Raw genomic sequence first — 13,643 nt, 5'->3', positions numbered from 1 at the left:
CACGGGTGTCACGGTCCCGTCATGACCACAGTGCAGAGCCCCACCTTCAGCGTCGGCCGCCGCGTTCCGGACCAGCCCCGCCCGGACGTCCCTGGTCTATCCATCCGCACCGCGAGCCTCGTCGCGGGGATCGGACTCCTCGCCATGGCGATCCTGACCCCGTACGCGCGCTTCGTCGTCCTCGACGGTCTCGTCACCCCAGGCGATGCCGCCGCGACGGTGCAGGACCTCGCGGGTTCCGAAGGTCTGTTCCGCTCGGCCGTCGCCAGCCTCGCCGTGGTGGCCGTGCTCGACATCGTCGTCGCCGCCGCGCTCTTCCATCTCTTCGCGCCGGTCGACCGCGTGGCCTCGATGTTCGCCGCCTGGCTGCGGGTGGCCTACGCCTCGGTGTTCCTGGTCGGGATCGGCACGCTCGCCGGCGTCCTCCCCCTGTCGGGTGACCCGGACCAGGCGATGGAGGGCATCGACGCCTTTTACGACATCTGGAACGCCGCCTTGATCCTGTTCGGCGCCCATCTGATGGCGATCGGCTACCTGGCGTTCCGATCGGTGACCGTGCCCAGGGTCCTCGGCGTCGTGTACCTGGTCGTCGGTGCGGGCTACCTGATCGATCGGTTCGGCACTCTCCTGCTGTCGGACTACCCGATCAACATCGCCGCGTTCACCGGCCCGGGTGAGATCGCGCTCGTCGTCTGGCTGCTGCTCAAGGGCGTCAGGTCCCCCTCCCCCGCCGACCCGCCCCTGCCGGCCGACCGCCCCCCGGCCGCGATCTGACCCCGGCCGATCATCCAGGACCGCTACGACGCAGGACCCGGCCGTCCCGCGATTGCGGGGCGGCCGGGTCCTGGGACGGACGTGCGCGCTCAGGCCGGCGACGGCTCGGAGTTCCGGTCGGTCGAGGTGAGCGCGACGACGGCGGCGGGGTTGCGGCACCGACGATTAGGCGTCGCGCCGCCGGAGGAGCAGGCCGGCGCCGGCCAGCGCCCCGGCGACCCAGGCCAGCAGCACCAGGAGGCCTGCCGAGGCCGACAGGTTGCCATCGGCGATGTGCGTGCTGACCATCGAGGCGCCGGCGTTGCTGGGTAGGTACGGCAGGAGGTCCTGCCAACTCGAGGGGAGCAGCAACCCCAGCCCGGGCAGCACGAGCAGCAGCCCGAACAGCGCCGCGATGCCGCCTGCGGGCTGCGGACGAGAAAGCCGAGCGCCACGGCGAACACCCTGATCAGGGTGAGGTAGCCCGCCACGCCGACGAGGGCCCGCAGGGCGCCGGGAGCCAACAGGTCCGTCCCGTGCGTGCCCAGGAGCTGGCCGCCAAGGAAGGCGGCGAACCCGGCAGCCAGCATCAGCGCGAAGGTCACGCCTGCGTAGAGGGTGGCCTTGGCCCACAGCACGGGCAGCCGTCGGGGCACCGCGCCGAACGTCGCCCGGACCATGCCGGTGGCGTACTCCCCGGTGACCAGCAGGACACCGAGCACGCCCACGGCGAGCTGCGCCAGGTTGTACCCGGCAAGGGTGGTGTCGATCGGGCTGAAGGAGGCCAGCGCCTCCGGTGGCATCGTGGACCACTGCCGGGTCGCGGCCCAGCCGAAGACCCACCCGGCCGCGACCATCGTCACGACCGCCGCGATCAGGGTCAGTGTCGTCGAGCGCAGCGACCGCATCTTGATCCACTCGCTGTTCAGGACCCGGGCCGGCGTGACGGGCCGGACGCGGACCGGGACCCGGACGGCGGTCGGGCTCGTGGGCTCTGCCGTGAGGATGGTGCTCATGCTGCGCTCCTGAGGGTGTGGCCGGTCGGGGTCGTGGCCTAGACGAGTGAGTCCGAACCGGATCAGTGGTCGTAGGCGATCAGGGATCTTGTGACGGGCTGGCCGGTGGCGCGGTTGTGCCAGATGGCGGCGGTCAGGGCGAGCAGCCGTTGCGCGACGCGGGCGGTGACCCCGGCCAGGCTGCGGCCGCCGTGCAGCTCGAGATCGAGTTGGCCTTTGAGTGTGTCGTTGACCGACTCGATGAGCTGGCGGATCGGGGCCAGCAGCGCCTGGCCGGGACGGGTCGCGCGGTTGCGGTAGGCCGGGCGGAGCAGCTCGACGCCGCGGGCGTGCAGGTAGTCGTCGAGTTCGGCGGAGGCATAGCCCTTGTCGGCGATGATCAGCAGCCCCGGCCGGGCGGTGAGCAGATGGGCGTCGTGGTCGAGCACGGCCATCAGCACCTGGCGTTCGTCGAGCTTGGGATGGGCCAGCGCCCAGGTGATCGGCAGCCCGGCTGGGGTGCAGATCAGGTGCAGCCGCAGTCCCCAGAAGTAGCGAGAGTGGGAGGCGCAGTAGCCGTAGCCGGCGGCGCCGGCCAGCTCCGAGCGCCGGGCCGCGGGGCGGGAGCGGGCGCACTCCACCGGGGTGGAGTCGACCAGCCAGACCGGATCAGTCCACAGGTCGGTGGCAGCGGCCAGGTCCCGGATCACCCGGCGCAGCAGCGGCACCGCGCCGCGCAGCCGCTTGTTGTAGCCCGATTGTTCGGGCAGAGAGGGAAACGCCCCGGGCAGCCGCTGGGGGATCAGCCGCAGCCAGCGCGCCTCGGAGCGGACGTCGAGCAGCGCCTGGGCCACGGCCAGGGTGAGCAGCTCGGCGTCGGTCAGCCGGGGCGGGCGACCGGGGCGACGGCGGGGGCCCAGATAGTCATCGATCCAGACATAGAGTGCGGTCAGGAGGGTGTTCAGGTCGGTCCTCACAACCCGAGCCTGAACACCCTCCGCCCCTCTCAGGGGCAGGCGAGCCGCCCGCTGCAGGGCCGGGCATTCGGACTTACTCGTCTAGTACTCGACCTCGTCGCGGGTCATCTCCATGAAGGCCTCCTCCAGGGAGGCCTGCTTCGGTGCCAGTCCGTGCAGACCGATCCCGAGGTCACGGGCGCGGTCGCCCACCTGCGCGGCGGTGAGGCCGGTGACCTCCAGCGTCTGGGGCGTGGTGAACGAGGTGGCGACGTCCGGGCCGGCGAGTGCCGCGGCCAGCGCCGCGGCCTGCGGGGAGCGGACGAGGACCGCACTGCTTGAGGCCTGCGCGATGAGCTCGGACATGGGCATGTCCGCCATCAGCCGACCCCGGCCCACGACGATGACGTGGTCGGCCGTGACGGCCATCTCGCTCATCAGGTGGCTGGAGACGAAGACCGTGTGCCCCTCGGCGGCGAGGCTCTTGAGCAGGTCCCGGATCCAGCGGATGCCCTCCGGGTCCAGGCCGTTCACCGGCTCGTCCAGGACGAGCGTCTCGGGATTGGCCAGCAGCGCGGACGCGATGCCGAGACGCTGTCCCATCCCGAGCGAGAAGCCTCCGACCCGCCGGTGGGCAACGTCCTGGAGACCGACCATGTCGATGACGTCGAGGACGCGGCCTCTCGCGATCCCGTGGGTCGCCGCGAGTGCCAGCAGGTGGTGGTAGGCCGACCGGGAGGTGTGGACGGCGCGCGCCTCGAGCAGGGCACCCACCACCTGCAGTGGCTTGGCGTGCTCCCGGTAGCGCTTGCCACCGACCGTGACCGTGCCGCTGGTCGGTGCGTCGAGGCCGAGGATCATTCGCATCGTCGTCGACTTGCCGGCGCCGTTGGGCCCCAGGAAACCGGTGATGATGCCCGGCCGGACCGTGAAGGTCAGGTCGTCGACGGCGGTCTTGTCGCCGTAGGTCTTCGTGAGGTGCCAAGCTCGATCATGGTGCTCGTCCTTCCGGTTCGGTCGACCGCGTCCGGAGCGGCCAGAAGTGGGCAGGGGCAGCGGCCGGGCCGCGATCGGCCCGGCCGTGCCCTCCGACGGTCAGGCGTCGACGCCGCGGTACGCAGGCGCGGAGCCGGCGACCATCCCGGCGGTGACAGGCGAGGGCCTGAAGCCCTTGACGACCAGCCAGACGCCCAGGGACAACTCCCAGACGAAGATGGGAGGCATGGTGAGCAGGAAGGAGGCCGAGCCCATGCTGTGGAAGCCGAACAGCACGGCCACCGTGGAGGCGATGAGCAGCGGGCCGCCGATGAGGCCGATCATCGGGATGATCCGTGGCACGAGCCCGGACCGGTACAGCAGGTAGCCCAGGAGCAGCCCGTTCACGCCGGCCAGCAGGTTGGGACCGAACAGCTGTGTCCACTCCCGCATCGCGGCGAGCGACTGGCCGGTGGTGGTCATGGCGGCATCTGCTCCGGCAGCAGATCCGGCCTGCCGCAGGGTCACGAGGGAGAGAAAGCTGACGACACCGCCGATGATGATGGCGGCTTCGAGGACGCGAGAGGTGACGAAGGCGAGGGCGACGCCCTCGTTCTGCCGCTTCAGCACCGAGAACAGCGCGACGGCAGTGCCGACGCAGGCGAGGGCATTGACCACATCGAGGAAACTGCCCCAGAGCGCGCGCATGTCATCGGCGCCGGAACTCATGATGTAGCCCGCCGGATCGTCCAGCACGGGCGTGATGAGGAGGAGCGCGGGGATCGAGGCGGCGAAAGTGAGCACGTAGAGCCCGCCCGCGATGAACGCGGTCCTCCGCAGCTTGTCGGTCGACGGTCCTCGCGTTCCCGAGGTCCGGGTGGTTCGGACGGTGGTCGTCATGTCGATCTCCCTGTGTGGGTTGATGGGTCAGCGAGGCTGGGTGCAGGGCACATCGGGCGGGGAGGGTCGACCTGGGCGACCGAGATCAGTGGCAGGCCGGCGTCCCGGACCTTCTGGAGCAGGCCGTGGAGCGCGGCCTGGTCGACCACCGGGCCACTGAGGACGGTGGTGCCGTCGCTCTCGTTGGTGAGGCTCATCCCGTCGAACCAGGCGGCCCATCGGGAATGCAGGCGCCCCTCGAGGCGAATCTCGTACTGGCCGAGCTCCGGAGAACGGTCGGTCGACATCTCACTCATCGACCCCTTTCCGCGTTGCTCGTCCGGATGGATCTCGACCGGCTGTCCTGGCGTCCTGCTGGGTTCGGTCGGAATGTAGGAGGAGATGTGATGAGGGCGGATCACCACATGTGTTGATTCGACGTGGCGATCCCGGCCGATCCGGACCGGCGGCCTGCCCGGAGGTACCGGTCGACCGAGCGTGGCCGGCGGGTCCGCCCGCTCTGGACCTGGTCGTGGGTCCCGCCCACGGAAAGGTGGGCGTCGTGCCTGCGCGGAAGCCTCAGTCGCCCGCGGCAGACGGGGTCGGATGGGGCTTCATCTCGCTCTACACGTTGGCGTACATGGGGGCCACCCTGCAGCTGCTCGCGCCCGTGCTAGTCACCCTGGCGTTGAAGATCAACTCGCTGGTGGGGAGCGAGCAGGCGCCGAACAGCCTGGCGCTCGTCACCGGCACCGGCTCCCTGCTGGCGATGGTCGCCAATCCGTTCTTCGGCAAGCTGAGCGACCGCACGTCATCGCCCTGGGGCATGCGACGGCCGTGGATGATCATCGGTCTGACGGGCGGTGCCCTCGGCATCCTCGTCGTCGCCGCGGCACCCACCATCCCGGTCGTCCTGGTCGGATGGTGCATCGCGCAGCTGTTCTTCAACGCACTGCTCGCCGTCCAGGTGGCGGTGCTGCCCGATCAGGTCCCGGCGGCTCAGCGCGGCCTGGTCTCCGGCGTCCTGGGTGTGTGTCTGCCCATCGCAGCGGTGAGCGGCACCTTCCTGGTCCAGCTGTTCAGCGGCAACCAGCTCGCCATGTTCCTGGCCCCATGCGCGATCGGCGGTTCGTTCGTCCTGCTCTTCGCGGTCACGCTGGAGGACCGCCGGCTGGCCAGGGTGGACAGACCGGATTGGTCACTGCGGGAACTGGCCGGCACCTTCTACGTGAGCCCGCGGCGGAACCCGGACTTCGCGTGGGCGTTCGCCAGCCGCTTCCTGTTCGTACTGGCCTACGCCATCCTGACCACGTACCAGGCCTACTTCCTGCTGGACGAGCTCGGGAGCGCCGAGGCCGACGTGCCGCACCAGATCTTCCTCGGCACACTCGTCCAGTCCGCCGTCGTCGTCCTCGCTTCCCTGGTCGGTGGCCGGCTGTCCGACCGGACGGGACGACGCAAGATCTTCGTCCTCTCCGCCTCCGTCGTGTACGGCCTCGCCCTGTTCCTGGTCGCCGTCACCAGCGACTTCAACGGCTTCCTGGTCGGCATGGCCATCAGCGGTCTCGGTTTCGGCATCTACGTGGCCGTCGACCTCGCGCTCGTCACCGATGTGCTGCCCGACGAGGACAACGCCAGGGACCTCGGGGTCTTCAACATCGCCAACGCGCTTCCCTTCTCCGTTGCGCCGGCCATCGCGCCGGCCGTCCTCGCGGTCGGCGGCGGCAGCTACGGCGTGCTGTACGCCGTCGCCGGGGTCTGCGCCCTCACGGCGGCGGTCGCCGTCCTCCCCGTGAAACGCGTCCGATGAGCGCGGACCGGGGCCCTACCGGTCGTCGAGGACGGCGCCGCCCGGGCGGTGACCGCGGGCCCGCGACAGCAGGGCGAGCTCCCCTGCCCGGCGCACCGCTGCCCGACGGCTGTTGACCCCGAGCTTGGCGTAGATGTGGTTGGTGTGGGTCCGGACCGTGTGCAGGGACACGACGAGTTCGCGAGCGATGGCCGGGCCGTCCAGGTCGCTCCCCAGCAGCCGCAGCACCTCCAGCTCGCGTTCGCTCAATGGTTCGATCACCCCCTGGTCGACGGGCGGGCTGCCCGCGGTGCTCTGCAGGGCGGCCAGGAGCCGACGGACGTAGCCGGGAGCGGTCCCCTTCCTCGCGAGCGCTCGGAGCAGGGGGGCCAGGGGCGGGCCCTCGTCCGCGAAGACCCGGACGTAGCCCTCCGGCTCGGCCAGCGTCACCGCCCGCCGCAGGCTCGCCAGCGCAGCCGGGAGGTCGCCGTGCGCCTGGTGGGCCAGAGCCTGCAGCACCAGGACCTCGATGGCGGTCCCGGTCCTCTCCCCCTCGTCCGCCGCCCGAAGGAGGCGCTGCACGAACGAGGTCACCGCGTCGGTGGAGCGCGTCGCCGTGGGCTGGGCCAAAAGCGCCCGGGCGAGCGTGATGTGCTCGAACTCGCGCAGGTAGCTGAGCTCGTCGTCGACGGACAGACCTCGCTCGTGCGCCCAGTCGAGCGCCCTCGCCCACTCCCCCTGCGCGATCCACACCCGGGCCCTCAGCGCCGCGACCGGCCGCGCGTCGGGAGAGAAGTCACCGGTGTACAGGCGCTCGGCCTCGTCCAGCAAGTCGACTGCGGCGCCGAGATCTCCGCCGGCCTGGCGAACCCGGGCCATCCCGACGCGCCAGCGGTAAGGGTTCTTGGGCAGACCGTTGTGCTCGCCCAGTTCTCTGCTCCGCTGTAGGTGCTGCACGGCGGCCTCGAGGTCATTGCGCTCACGGAACAGGTCGCTCAGACCCACGTGCATGTCCGCCGCTCCCCGGAGCACGGGAGTCGCCTGTTCGGCTCGCTGCAGTCCCCGCTCGTAGGTGCTCATCGCCTGGCGGAGACGGCCCTGAGCAATCCGGATGTCCGCCAGGGTGACGGCACCGCCGACCACGTCGGAGAGGTATCCGGCCCGCTCCAGACTCGCCATGCCGTCGGCATACCAGCGGTGCGCTGCACCGAGGTCCCCGGTCGTCCAGTACGCGAGACCCAGGAGGGCTGCAGCGGCTCCCCGCCGGGAGGGGTCGTCCTCGCCGACCAGGTCGAGCGCCCGCCGGGCGTGGCTCATGGTGCCGGCCACGTCGTCGAGGATCCGGGCCTGGCCGGCACGGTAGACGGCGATCGCACTCGGTAGGCGGCGGAACTCCGCCTCGTCCACGACGACCATCTCCGCCGCGGCGGTCCGGGAAACCGTCTGGTCACCTGTCCCCGTGGCCAGCAACCGCTCGGCGTCCCGGAGCCGCGCCTCGACGCCCTCAAGCTCGCCGAAGGTCATGAGCGCCCCGACGTACCCGACGCTCAGCACGGGCCGCACGTGCAACAGCTCGTCGGGAAGCGCCTCGAGCCAGCGACGCAGGGTGGCCTCCTGCCGCCCCTGGCGCAGTGCTGGGATCGCCAGCTCGACCAGATCCGCCGCTCGCGCGACGTCGCCGGCGGCCAGCGCGTGGTCGATCGCCTCCGACCGTTCCCCGTTGTCCTCGTACCAGTCACTGGCCCGCCGGTGCAGCTCCGGGATCCGGCCGGGCTGCTCGTCCAGCACGCGCGCCCGGAGCACGTCGGCGAAGAGGTGGTGGTACCGGTACCACCGGCGCTGGTCGTCCAGCGGGATCAGGAAAGGTTCCCGCGGTCGAGGGCCTCGAGCGCGGCCCGGCCGCCGTCCTGGCCCGTCACGGCGTCGCAGAGCGACCCGGTCAGCCTGCTCAGGACGGAGGTCCGCAGCAGGAAGTCCCGGACGTGGTCGGGCTGGCGCTGCAGGACCTCTTCGGCGAGGTAGTCGACGATGTAGCGGTCGTCTCCGGCGAAGGCCGCGATGAAGCCCGCGACGTCGTCCCGCCCCTGCAGCGACAGCGCCGCCAGCTGGAGCGCGGCGATCCAGCCTTCGGTGCGTTCCTCCAACGCTGCGACGTCCGGTGCCGTCAGCGTGAGCCCCATCGAGCGGTTGAGGTACTCGGCCGCCTCGTCGGACGTGAAGCGCAGGTCCGCGGCGCGCAGCTCGAGCAGCTCGCCGCGCGCTCGGAGCCGCGGCAGTGGCAGCGCGGGATCGGCGCGGCTGGCGACCACCAGGTGCAAGCTGCGGGGGCTGGTGTTCCAGCAGGAAGGCCATGCTGTCCTGCACCTCGCGCGCCTCGATGACGTGGTAGTCGTCGAGCACCAACACGACGTCGTCCGGGACGGCGCTCAGGTCGTTGAGCAACGTGGCAAGGACCGCGTCGGTCGACGGCTGCGGCGCCTGCAGGAGCGAGAGCGCACCGGAGCCGGCCCCCGGCGCCGCCTTCTCGAACGCGGCGGCGAGGTACGTCCAGAACAACACCGGGTCGTTGTCGCGCTGGTCGAGGGACAGCCACGCCACGGACCGCCCACCGGCCGGAGCTGCGGCCAGCCAGTCCGTGATCAGCGTCGTCTTGCCGAAGCCGGCCGGAGCCGACACGAGCGTCAGCGCCGACTCCGCTCCCCGGCTCAGCCGCCCGTTCAACTCCGGACGCCGGATCACACCGAGTCGCCGCCGGGGGACGTAGAGCTTCGTCGCGAGGAGAGGGCCGGTCATGACCATGCGAGGCCGGCCTCGTGGACGCAGATCGCGATCTGGACCCGGTTCGTCACGTCCAGCTTGACGAAGATGTGGGAGACGTGGGCCTTGACGGTGGGCAGGCTCATGAAGAGGTCGCCGGCGATCTCAGCGTTGGACTTGCCCTGTCCGACCGCGACTGCGACGTCTCGCTCACGATCGCTGAGCTGCCCGAGGCGGGCGGCCGCGGTGCGCGCTCGTTCGGCGTTGACGCCGGTCGATTGCGCGTCGACGACCCTCCGGATCAGCTGCGCGGTCACGCTGGGCGACAGCATCGGCTCCCCCGCGGCGACCTTCTGGATCGCCTCGACGATCATCGCGGCAGAGGTGTCCTTGAGGAGGAACCCGCTCGCGCCCTGGGCCAGTGCCCGGACGACGTGGTCGTCGGCGTCGAAGGTGGTGAGCACGATGACCTTGGGCGGGTCGGGTTGCTCGGAGAGGCGCTGGGTGGCGGTCAGCCCGTCCATGCGTGGCATGCGGATGTCCATCAGCACGACGTCGGGGTGGGTCCGGGTGATCACCTCGAGGCCCTCGCCGCCGTCGCCGGCCTCGCCGACGATCTCCAGCTGCAGCGCGCCGCGCAGCACGAGGCCGAGTCCGGCGCGGACCCAGGGGTCGTCGTCGACGAGGACGACGCGGATCGGCCCGGCGCTCATCGGTCCCACGGAAGCCAGGCCCGGAGGACGAAGTCGCCGTCAGCCATGACGCCGTGCTGGCAGTGGCCGTGGCTGGCCGCGGCCCGCTCGGCCAGTCCGACGAGGCCGAAGCCGGTGGCGTCGTTGCCGTGGTGGTTGTCGTCCACACGGACCGGGTTCTGGACGATGAGGTCGACCCCGTCCCCCGGACGACCCGTCAGTTCGACGGTGACGGCGGCATGCGGGGCGTGCTTGCGGGCGTTTGTCAGGCCCTCCTCCAGGATCCGGTAGGCGCTGCGGCCTGTGGACACCGGAAGCGCGTCGCGGTCCTCGAGGTCGGAGTGCACCGTGATGTGTGCGCCGGCGGCGCGCTCCTCGTCGAGCAGGGTGTCCAGATCGCCCAGGGTGGGCTGCGGCCGGTGGCCGGTCGGGTCTTCGCCCCGTTCGGTGTCCCGCAGCAGACCCAGGATTTCCCGCAGGTCGGCGAGGGCGGCCTGAGAGTTGGCCTGGATGATGCCCGCCGTCCCCTGGGTCTCGGCCGCGCTGAGATCGGTGCGGTAGACCAGCGCCCCGGCGTGCAGCGCCACCAGCGACATGCGGTGTGCCAGCACGTCGTGCATCTCGCGGGCGATGCGCGCCCGCTCACCCGCCTGGGCAGCGGCGACCCGCAGCCTCTGCTCGCGCTCGGCGCGCTCGGCCCGGTCACGCAGCGAGGTGACGAGCTCGCGACGCGCACCGACGTACATGCCCACGGCGACGACGACGCCCGTGGCGAGAGCCGTGAAGATGAGGTTCACGTACCAGGGCAGCGCCTGGTCCGGCTGCACGGCGTAGAGGATCTGGCCGGTCGCGACGGACAGCACCGCGGTCGGCAGGACCTCGGGCCAACGCCGGCGGGCCGACAGCGACACCTGGCAGACGACCCACGCGCCGATGGCGCTGGCCGAGACCGCGGTCGCAGCCACGGTCAGGACCGTGACGGCCAGCGGCCGGCGACGGCGGAACTGCATGGCCGCGACAGAGGCGACGCCGAGGGCGACGTCGATCCACAACAGCGCCCCGGCCGAACCCCACTCGTCCCGGGCGACAATCAGCCAGAGCGCGCCAACGGCGACCGCGAACAGTGTGCCTCGCCACCTGCCGCGCCCAGCCATCTCCGGCCGTTCAGCCTCGCCGGCGAAGCCCACGGTCGGAGCGTAGAGCGGCGCGGCGTGTGCGACCGACCAAAGTCGCTGGGAAGTCGACTTCGGTCGAGCCCGGACCGACCGCAGCCGGATGTGCCGGCTCCGTCACGGCAGCAGTCTGGCCACATGACGCCGGCGGTCGAACCGATGTCATCACCACGAGTTGAAGGAGAGCTGCCATGACCAGCCTCAGCACGGACACCAGGCAGGACCGAACCGGCCGGACGGGCACCCCGGCAACGGCCGAGGTCTCGCTGCCCCGCCTCTACTTGATGAGACTCGGCTATCTCGTCATGGCCGTCGGACTGGCCGTCACCAAGTGGCCGTTGCTCGTCGACGGCTCCAGGCCATGGCCGCTGATGGAGGGAGTCGTGACGTGCATGCTGGTGGCGTTGTCGGTCCTGGCGTTCGTCGGGCTCCGCTACCCGGTGAAGATGCTCCCCGTGCTGCTGTTCGAACTGGCCTGGAAGGTCATCTGGGTGGCCGTCGTCGCGCTACCGCTGTGGACCAGCGACCAGCTGGATCCGGCCACTGCAGAGGTCTTCTATTCCTGCCTCGTGGTCCTGATCGTCCTGGCGGTCATCCCGTGGCGCTACGTGTTCGCGCAGTACGTGCAGGCGCGTGGGGACCGGTGGCGCTGACGTCGATTAGAGCTGGAGCCCTCCGTTCGGCTGTGTCGCGAGCATCGCTGCGGCAGACACCATCGACAGTTTGCCGACTCAGGAGTGCAGGTCAGCAGGGCTCTACCCGGTGGTGTTAAGGGTGCTTGACAGCTCGAGGAGGTGGCAAGCATGCTTGACATGTGCGCAATGCGGTGCGGGCGCTGCGGATGCAGCGTGGACTGTCGCAGGGGGACCTGGCGGTGGTGATGGGCGTCTCGCGCCAGACCATCAACTCGATCGAGACCGGACGGTACCTACCGTCCTTACCGCTCGCGATCGGGTTGGCGCGCTTCTTCAAGACGACGGTGGAGGAGGTCTTCGATGTCGCTGAGTGAGAGCCCGACCCCTGCAACGCGGTCGTGGAAACGCTGGACCATTCCCGCTACCGCCGTGCTGGGCGGCGTCGTGTACTTCGCCGCCGGGTGGCTGGGAGGCGACCGCGCGTTCGCCTTCGGAGGACTCACGATCATGCTCGTGTTCGTGGCGGCGTTCCTCGTCCTGGGCCGGCTGAGTGAGACCGTCGCCGGCCTGATCAACCGCAACGACGAACGCATCAACCAGATCGACAGCGACGCGTCCCTCTTCGCGGGCATGACCCTGGTCTGCGCCGTGCTCATCGCCTTTGTTGTCGAGATTGCGCGGGGTCAGGACGGACAGCCTTACGCCGCGCTGGGAGCGATCGCTGGCGTCGGGTACGTCATCGCGTTGATCGTGCTGCGAATCCGGCGCTGACCAGCTTGCTCCACGACCTCACCCCAGCGCGGACCGCGCCCTCGTCTCCCACCGCATCCCGCCTGCCCCTGGCAAGGACCTGTGGGGATGCGGAGGGCAGGCGCCGTCGCGGTCGGACAGGGCAAGTCCAACGCAGAGATCGCCGGCGATCTCTGCGTTGGACTTGCGACGGTCAAGGCCCACGTCTCGCACATCTTCGCCAAGATGGGGGGCGAACCGCGTCCAGATCGCGATCTGCGTGCACGAGGCCGGCCTCGCATGACACCGGGAGCGTTGACCTCCGGAAGGCCGGGGGATCGGTGCAGCGTCCCGTGTACGCGCCCGACGCGGCGTGGCCTCCAGCCACCTGTGTGCTCGAGGCCGTTCTGCCCGGGCCATGAGTGCGGTGTCTGCGTACGTCGGAGCTGTCCGCGAGGGAATGGGTCGGGAGCGGGGATGTCGGGACCGACGGAGAGTCGACATGGCGACAGGCTGCAAGGATCACGACCGCCCTCCCGGGTGGCCGAGCTTCCGGTCGCGCCGGGCTCGGAGGTCGGTTAGCAGGTCGCCGGCCGGGGGCACGTCCGCGCTGGCGGCCGCCAGCGTCGCCGCGAGTTGCTTCGCCAGCGAGGCCAGCCCGGCGCCGGTGTCCCCACTCGGGCTGTCCAGACGGCGGGCCAGCACCATCGTCGCCTGCCCGAGCGGAGTGTCCAACTGGCCCATCTCGTCGAGCTTCCGGCGGGTCGACTCGGCCACGCCAGCGGTCACGTCGGGCTGCGGTAGCGGAACGACAGCGGCGTTCGGCCGGGCCTGGCGGCGCTTGCCCGACCGCTGGGTGGCTGGGGCGCGCTGGGCGCGCTTCTTGCACCGCTCCGAGCAGTACCGCGACGACGCACGCTTCGCGGTGTAGGTGATCTTACAGACGTTGCAGCGGCGTTCCATGACGAGCCTCCTTGATCTTGGCCGGGTGTTGATCTTGCCCTTCCAGAATCAACGATCTTGGCGGGACAGTCCCGGGACTGGAGGGACCGGGGAGAGACGGGACTACCGGCCGGGAGTCGATCTTGGTGCGGTGGGCGGGATCGGAAGCCCCCTCCCCCTGTGCTGGCGATTGGGGATCCGGCGAGCAGGCGCCGCAGTCCGGCGCGGCCGGAGGCACGTCGCCTCCCTCGGACCACATCCACTTCGGCATCGGCGCCTCGGTGAATGGCACGCGCTTGCGGCGTCGTTCGGTGCCGAGCGTTGAGCGGCATGGCTCGCGGGGGGCGTCGGTGCCGAGGCGGGGCGCTC

Annotated in this window: 15 protein-coding genes and 1 pseudogene; 6 read left to right on the top strand and 10 right to left on the bottom strand. The window is 70.7% G+C overall.

Annotation, left to right across the window (positions count from 1 at the left end):
* Window positions 1–21: 21 nt before the first annotated feature.
* The gene (locus GOBS_RS09765) at window positions 22–774 is read left to right on the top strand and encodes a DUF4386 domain-containing protein (RefSeq protein WP_012948126.1); all 753 of its coding nucleotides are present in this window, start codon (window positions 22–24) and stop codon (window positions 772–774) included.
* A gap of 89 nt (window positions 775–863) precedes the next feature.
* Here the strand turns inward: GOBS_RS09765 and GOBS_RS26210 are convergent, their stop codons facing one another.
* The 5 genes from GOBS_RS26210 to GOBS_RS09740 form a co-directional block, all read right to left on the bottom strand.
* Entirely contained in the window at window positions 864–1,769 is a 906-nt protein-coding gene (locus GOBS_RS26210; RefSeq protein ID WP_012948125.1) for an ABC transporter permease, read from the bottom strand.
* A gap of 62 nt (window positions 1,770–1,831) precedes the next feature.
* Window positions 1,832–2,725 (bottom strand): IS982 family transposase, encoded by an 894-nt coding sequence (locus GOBS_RS09755; RefSeq protein ID WP_012948124.1) that lies wholly within the window; start codon window positions 2,723–2,725, stop codon window positions 1,832–1,834.
* Window positions 2,726–2,806: 81 nt separating this feature from the next.
* Complete coding sequence (locus GOBS_RS09750) at window positions 2,807–3,643, bottom strand: ATP-binding cassette domain-containing protein (protein WP_049788202.1); 837 nt, start codon at window positions 3,641–3,643, stop codon at window positions 2,807–2,809.
* A 156-nt stretch (window positions 3,644–3,799) separates the two neighbouring features.
* On the bottom strand, window positions 3,800–4,579 hold the full coding sequence (locus tag GOBS_RS09745; protein ID WP_012948123.1) for a DUF4386 domain-containing protein: 780 nt from the start codon (window positions 4,577–4,579) through the stop codon (window positions 3,800–3,802).
* Entirely contained in the window at window positions 4,576–4,983 is a 408-nt protein-coding gene (locus GOBS_RS09740) for a hypothetical protein (RefSeq protein WP_243697690.1), read from the bottom strand. The genes GOBS_RS09745 and GOBS_RS09740 overlap by 4 nt, the downstream gene beginning before the upstream one ends.
* Window positions 4,984–5,090: 107 nt before the next feature.
* On the opposite strand from GOBS_RS09740, the gene GOBS_RS09735 reads away from it, so the two are divergent.
* On the top strand, window positions 5,091–6,368 hold the full coding sequence (locus GOBS_RS09735; RefSeq protein ID WP_012948121.1) for an MFS transporter: 1,278 nt from the start codon (window positions 5,091–5,093) through the stop codon (window positions 6,366–6,368).
* Window positions 6,369–6,383: 15 nt separating this feature from the next.
* Here the strand turns inward: GOBS_RS09735 and GOBS_RS28100 are convergent, their stop codons facing one another.
* The 4 genes and pseudogenes from GOBS_RS28100 to GOBS_RS09720 all read right to left on the bottom strand — a co-directional run bounded on the left by GOBS_RS28100 (window position 6,384) and on the right by GOBS_RS09720 (window position 10,983).
* Window positions 6,384–8,150 carry a LuxR C-terminal-related transcriptional regulator gene (locus GOBS_RS28100; protein ID WP_208104419.1) on the bottom strand — a complete coding sequence of 589 codons (1,767 nt, stop codon included), beginning with the start codon at window positions 8,148–8,150 and terminating at the stop codon, window positions 6,384–6,386.
* A 21-nt stretch (window positions 8,151–8,171) separates the two neighbouring features.
* A pseudogene (locus GOBS_RS28095) lies at window positions 8,172–8,527 on the bottom strand (winged helix-turn-helix domain-containing protein); the annotation flags it as partial.
* A 609-nt stretch (window positions 8,528–9,136) separates the two neighbouring features.
* Window positions 9,137–9,817, bottom strand: coding sequence for a response regulator (locus GOBS_RS09725; RefSeq protein ID WP_012948120.1), 681 nt, complete (start codon window positions 9,815–9,817; stop codon window positions 9,137–9,139).
* Window positions 9,814–10,983 carry a sensor histidine kinase gene (locus tag GOBS_RS09720; RefSeq protein ID WP_012948119.1) on the bottom strand — a complete coding sequence of 390 codons (1,170 nt, stop codon included), beginning with the start codon at window positions 10,981–10,983 and terminating at the stop codon, window positions 9,814–9,816. The genes GOBS_RS09725 and GOBS_RS09720 overlap by 4 nt, the downstream gene beginning before the upstream one ends.
* Before the next feature lie 176 nt (window positions 10,984–11,159).
* Here GOBS_RS09720 and GOBS_RS09715 point away from each other — a divergent pair, with 176 nt between their 5' ends.
* The 4 genes from GOBS_RS09715 to GOBS_RS29670 all read left to right on the top strand — a co-directional run bounded on the left by GOBS_RS09715 (window position 11,160) and on the right by GOBS_RS29670 (window position 12,914).
* Window positions 11,160–11,621: a hypothetical protein gene (locus tag GOBS_RS09715; RefSeq protein ID WP_012948118.1), complete on the top strand. Its 462-nt coding sequence runs from the start codon at window positions 11,160–11,162 to the stop codon at window positions 11,619–11,621.
* Window positions 11,622–11,782: 161 nt separating this feature from the next.
* Window positions 11,783–11,977 carry a helix-turn-helix transcriptional regulator gene (locus GOBS_RS09710; protein ID WP_012948117.1) on the top strand — a complete coding sequence of 65 codons (195 nt, stop codon included), beginning with the start codon at window positions 11,783–11,785 and terminating at the stop codon, window positions 11,975–11,977.
* Entirely contained in the window at window positions 11,964–12,374 is a 411-nt protein-coding gene (locus GOBS_RS09705) for a hypothetical protein (RefSeq protein ID WP_012948116.1), read from the top strand. The genes GOBS_RS09710 and GOBS_RS09705 overlap by 14 nt, the downstream gene beginning before the upstream one ends.
* An 87-nt stretch (window positions 12,375–12,461) precedes the next feature.
* Entirely contained in the window at window positions 12,462–12,914 is a 453-nt protein-coding gene (locus GOBS_RS29670; protein WP_424954948.1) for a response regulator transcription factor, read from the top strand.
* Here the strand turns inward: GOBS_RS29670 and GOBS_RS09700 are convergent.
* Entirely contained in the window at window positions 12,855–13,295 is a 441-nt protein-coding gene (locus tag GOBS_RS09700) for a hypothetical protein (protein WP_012948115.1), read from the bottom strand. The two genes, GOBS_RS29670 and GOBS_RS09700, sit on opposite strands and share 60 nt — an antisense overlap.
* Between the last annotated feature and the right edge of the window lie 348 nt (window positions 13,296–13,643).

The sequence above is a fragment of the Geodermatophilus obscurus DSM 43160 genome (assembly GCF_000025345.1).
Classification (GTDB): domain Bacteria; phylum Actinomycetota; class Actinomycetes; order Mycobacteriales; family Geodermatophilaceae; genus Geodermatophilus; species Geodermatophilus obscurus.
The sequence above is the reverse complement of the archived record's forward strand: the minus strand, read 5'-3'. Positions and strand labels throughout refer to the sequence as shown.

What these genes read in the sequence shown, in the direction of transcription:
- GOBS_RS09765 (WP_012948126.1), top strand. Translation starts at nt 22, where the DNA reads ATGACCACAGTGCAGAGCCCCACCTTCAGCGTCGGCCGCCGCGTTCCG.
- GOBS_RS26210 (WP_012948125.1), bottom strand. Translation starts at nt 1,769, where the DNA reads ATGAGCACCATCCTCACGGCAGAGCCCACGAGCCCGACCGCCGTCCGG.
- GOBS_RS09745 (WP_012948123.1), bottom strand. Translation starts at nt 4,579, where the DNA reads ATGACGACCACCGTCCGAACCACCCGGACCTCGGGAACGCGAGGACCG.
- GOBS_RS09725 (WP_012948120.1), bottom strand. Translation starts at nt 9,817, where the DNA reads ATGAGCGCCGGGCCGATCCGCGTCGTCCTCGTCGACGACGACCCCTGG.
- GOBS_RS09715 (WP_012948118.1), top strand. Translation starts at nt 11,160, where the DNA reads ATGACCAGCCTCAGCACGGACACCAGGCAGGACCGAACCGGCCGGACG.
- GOBS_RS09705 (WP_012948116.1), top strand. Translation starts at nt 11,964, where the DNA reads ATGTCGCTGAGTGAGAGCCCGACCCCTGCAACGCGGTCGTGGAAACGC.
- GOBS_RS29670 (WP_424954948.1), top strand. Translation starts at nt 12,462, where the DNA reads ATGCGGAGGGCAGGCGCCGTCGCGGTCGGACAGGGCAAGTCCAACGCA.
- GOBS_RS09700 (WP_012948115.1), bottom strand. Translation starts at nt 13,295, where the DNA reads ATGGAACGCCGCTGCAACGTCTGTAAGATCACCTACACCGCGAAGCGT.